The 4,390-nt window shown below is 73.6% G+C and carries 2 protein-coding genes; both read right to left on the reverse strand.

Going from position 1 to position 4,390, the window contains the following annotated elements; all coding sequences use genetic code 11:
- Positions 1–181 precede the first annotated feature (181 nt).
- The gene (locus tag AB0C29_RS35740) at positions 182–1,825 is read right to left on the reverse strand and encodes an FAD-dependent oxidoreductase (RefSeq protein WP_360829954.1); all 1,644 of its coding nucleotides are present in this window, start codon (positions 1,823–1,825) and stop codon (positions 182–184) included.
- Between the two features lie 43 nt (positions 1,826–1,868).
- Entirely contained in the window at positions 1,869–4,202 is a 2,334-nt protein-coding gene (locus AB0C29_RS35745) for a PAS domain S-box protein (protein ID WP_360829957.1), read from the reverse strand.
- Positions 4,203–4,390: the final 188 nt, after the last annotated feature.

Here is a 4,390-nt window from a genome sequence, read left to right on the forward strand (position 1 = left end):
GCCGACGCCGACGCCGAGCCGGCCAGCACCAGGGCCCCGGCCAGTCCGGGCCCGGCCCGCAGCAGGCGCCGCCGCGAGATCGCCGGCTCCCGCGCACTCGCATCGTCACTATCCGTTACGGACGGAGGGGACGGTTCGCGCTTGAGGAAGGAGGGACGATGGATGATCATGTGACAGAAAGCTACCAAGGCCGGACAAGGTGGCCCGCACGCTCGCTGAGGTGCTGATGCACCGACCGGATCACCGACGAGCCCTCACCGACCGCCGCGGCCACCCGCTTCATCGACCCCAGGCGCACGTCACCGGCGGCGAAGACCCCGTCCAGGGAGGTCTCGTACGGCAGCCGCGACCCGCCCAGCGCCACGTCGGTACGGATGAAGCCGTCGTCGTCGCGTTCCACCTCGGGCGGCAGCCACCCGGTCGCCGGCCGCGCACCGATGAAACAGAACAGGCCCCGGGCCGGCGCCTGACTGACCTCACCCGTCGGCGTGTGCCGCAGCGTCACCGTCTCCAGGTGCTCGCCGCCGTCCACCCCCGCGATGACAGTGGACGACGCCACCGTGATCACCGGGTGCGCGTCGATCCGGTCGACCAGGTACTGCGACATCGACTCGGCCAGCGACCCGCGGCGGATCACGATGGTGACCCGCGTACACCGCCGGGCCAGGAACAGGGCCGCCTGCCCGGCCGAGTTGCCGCCGCCGAGGACGAAGACCGGGCCGCCCGCGCTGAGCCCGGCCTCCAGCTCGGTGGCGGCGAAGTAGATGCCCGCCCCCTCGAGCCGGGGCCAGTTGTCCAGCGGCAACCGCCGGTACTGTGCCCCGGTCGCGACCACGACCGTCCGGGCCATCAGCCGCGCGCCGGCCCCGAGCAGCACGGTGAAGCCGTCCGGCTGCCGCTCGATCCCGGTGATCCGGCACGGGCTGTTGAGCCGGGCCCCGAAGCGCTGGGCCTGGATCGTCGCCCGGGTGGTCAGCTCGGCGCCGGAGATGCCGTCCGGGAAGCCGAGGTAGTTCTCGATCCGCGAGCTGGTGCCGGCCTGCCCGCCCGGCCCGGTCGCGTCGAAGACGGCCACCCGCAGCCCCTCGGACGCGCCGTAGACGGCCGCGGCCAGCCCGGCCGGACCGGCACCGATCACCGCCACGTCGTAGAGCAGGTCGTCGCCGGGCAGCTGGGCCAGCCCGAGCACCTCGGCCAGCCGGCCGGGCGTGCAGCGCAGCAGCACCCCGCCGGGATGCACGACCACCGGAAGATCCGCGCGGCTCGCCCCGGCCGAGGCGAGCTCGTCCGGCCCGCCGCCGGCGTCCGCGTCGACCCACCGGTACGGGATGGTGTTGCGGTTCAGGAAGGTCCGCAGGGCCAGCGACGCCTCGGACCGATCGGTGCCGATGATCTCGAAGGGCGCGTCCCGGGCCCCGGCCAGTCGCAACCGGCGCCGGGCGATCATGGCGGTGACCAGGAGGTCGGCCAGATCGGTCTCGCGGCCGAGCAGCTCCCGCAGCCGGTCCACCGACACCGCGACCAGCTCACTGTCGACGGCGGCCCGGGCCGTCACGTACGGCCGCTGCCCGGTGAGCAGGTTGAGCTCGCCGACGAACCCCCGGGCCCCGAACCGCGCGAACTCCACCTCGTTGCCCGGCGACTCGTCGCCGACGACGATCTCCCCGGCGAGCACCACCAGCAGGTCGTTGTGCTCGTCGGCCGGGCTGTAGGCGACGGCACCGGCCGGCACCCGGCGCGGCACGCCGTAGGCCCGCAGCGCGGCGAGCTGCTCGTCGGAGAACCGGGGATCGGCGGGATCCGGGCCCGCTGCCGTGCTGGTCACCGGCCAAGCATGCCCGGCCGCCCCGGCCACCACCAGAGCGGCCTCAGCGGGTGCGGTGGCGCAGCTGCGTCTGCATGGCCTGCATCAGCTCGGCGCTGGTGAACGGCTTCTCCAGCAGGTGTACGTCGGCGCTCAGCGTGCCGTGGGTGGTCAGCACCGGCTGGGCGTACCCGGACATGAACAGCACCCGGGTGTCCGGGCGTTCGGCCACCACCGCCGCGGCCACGTCCTTGCCCAGCATCCCCGGCATGATCACGTCGGTGAGCAGCAGGTCGATCCGGTGCGGGTACGCCTTGGCCCGCCGCAGCGCCTGCACGCCGTCGGCCGCGGTCAGCACGGTGTAGCCGGCCCGTCGCAGGATGCGCTCGGTCACCTCGCGCAGTGCGTCCTCGTCCTCGACGACCAGGACGGTGATCCCGTGACCGTCGATGACCACGGGTGGCGGCTGGTCCGGCTCGGCCGCCACCGCCGCGTCGGTGACCGGCATCAGCACCGTGATCGTGGTGCCCAGGCCGGTCTCGGAGTAGATCTGCACCGTGCCGCCGGCCTGGGTGATGATGCCGTAGACGGTGGCCAGGCCCAGCCCGGTGCCCTGGCCGCTGGGCTTGGTGGTGAAGAACGGGTCGAAGGCCTTGTCGACGACGTCCTTGGGCATGCCCGTACCGGTGTCCGACACCCGCATCCGCACGTAGCGGCCGGGGCTCAGGCCCGCGCGGCCGGCGGCGTGGTCGGCGTCGACCGGCACGGCCGCCGTGTCGATGGTGAGGTGACCACCGCCGGGCATCGCGTCGCGGGCGTTGACCGCGAGGTTGACCAGCACCTGTTCCAGCTGTCCCGGGTCAGCCATCACCGCGGGCAGGCCGTCCGCGGTCTGCACGGCCAGGGTGATGTGTTCGCCGATCGAGCGCTGCAGCATCTGGTGCACCTCGGTGACCACGGTGTTGACGTCCAGCGCCCGGGGCCGGATCACCTCCCGGCGGGCGAAGGACAGCAGCTGGTGGGTCAGGTCGCTGCCGCGCCGGGCGGCCCGGGCGATCTGCTCGGCGTCCTGGGCGAACGGCGTGCCGGCGCCGTCCTCGACGATGAACGCGGCGTAGTTGAGGATGACGGCGAGCAGGTTGTTGAAGTCGTGCGCGACCCCGCCGGCGAGCTGGCCCAGGCTCTCCAGCCGCTGGGTGCGCTGGAAGCGGGCCTCCATCTTCTGCTGCTCGGCCTCCGCGCGCAGGGCCTGCTGCTCGGCCTCGACGGCGAGCCGGTCGGTGATGTCGCGGACGGCGGCCACCACGATCAGCCCGTTGACGGTGTCCAGGGCGCTGCACGAGATGTCCACCGGCAGGTCGGTGCCGTCGCGGCGGCGGGCGGTCCGGGTGGCCCAGCCCTGGGTGACGGGGCCGGTGAGCCGCTCGGTGTCCAGCGGGGTGGAGTCGCCCCCGGTACGCAGGACGGTCGAGGCCGCGGGCAGGCCGTCGGGCAGCAGCCGCCGCACGGCCATGTGGGTGAGGTCGTGCCGGGGGTAGCCGAACATCCGTTCCGCCTCGGCGTTGACCAGCACCACGTGACCGTCGGCGTCTACGCCCAGCAGCGCGTCCGGGGCCGCGTCGAGCACGGCCTGCACCCGCGCCTCCGCCTGTTCCCGGTCGCTGATGTCGCGGGCCGTGGTGGTCACGCCGACGATCGTGCCGGCGGCGTCGCGCAGCGGGGAGACCAGCAGCGACACGGCGATCGCCGATCCGCCGGCGTGCAGCCGGTAGGTGCGGTACCGGTCCAGCCGGCCACCCAGGCGGACCAGCGCCAGCACCTCGTCCTCGTCGACGCGCCGGTCCGCGGGGATGATCCGGTGGACCGGGGAGCCGACCATCTCAGTGGCGGGGTGACCGTAGAGCAGTTCCGCCCCCGGGTTCCAGGTCAGCACCACGCCGTCCAGGTCGGTGGTGACGATGGCGTCGTGCGACGACTGGACGATCGAGGCCAGCAGCGCCCGGGCCTGCTCGGCCTCCCGGTGCGCGGTGTCGTCGCGCAGCACCGCGGTCACGTACATCTCGCCGCCGGGCGCGGCCACCGCCGCGAGCGACACCTCGACGGGGAAGACGCTGCCGTCGCACCGCCGGCCGCGCAGCGGCAGGCGGCGCAGCGGGGGATGGGCGCTGGCCAGGTAGCCGGCCCGGTGCTGCGGGTGCACGGCCCGGATCTCGTCCGGTACGAGCTCATCCACCGACCGGCCCGGCAGGGTCCGCTCGGGATAGCCGAACATGCCGTGGGCCCGCCGGTTGGCCAGGGCGATCGTGCCGTCGGAACGGACGATGATCACGGCGTCGGGCGCCTCCTGCACGAGCAGGCCGGTCAGGGACTCCAGCGGCTCCACAGTCCCCCCGTCCACCCGGCGCCCGGTTCACCACCCGCACGCGCGACACCCAACGTAAAATCATTTCCGGCAAAAGGGGCGAGGTTCATCGAATCGCTCGAACTTTGGGAGGGCGACATGGGTGAGCCGGCGCCGCTCCCCGCCGGGATCGATCCGAACCGGCCCAGCCCGGCCCGGATGTACGACTACTTCCTGGGCGGCAC

This window comes from Actinoplanes sp. NPDC048791 (assembly GCF_040650095.1).
Classification (GTDB): Bacteria; Actinomycetota; Actinomycetes; order Mycobacteriales; family Micromonosporaceae; genus Actinoplanes.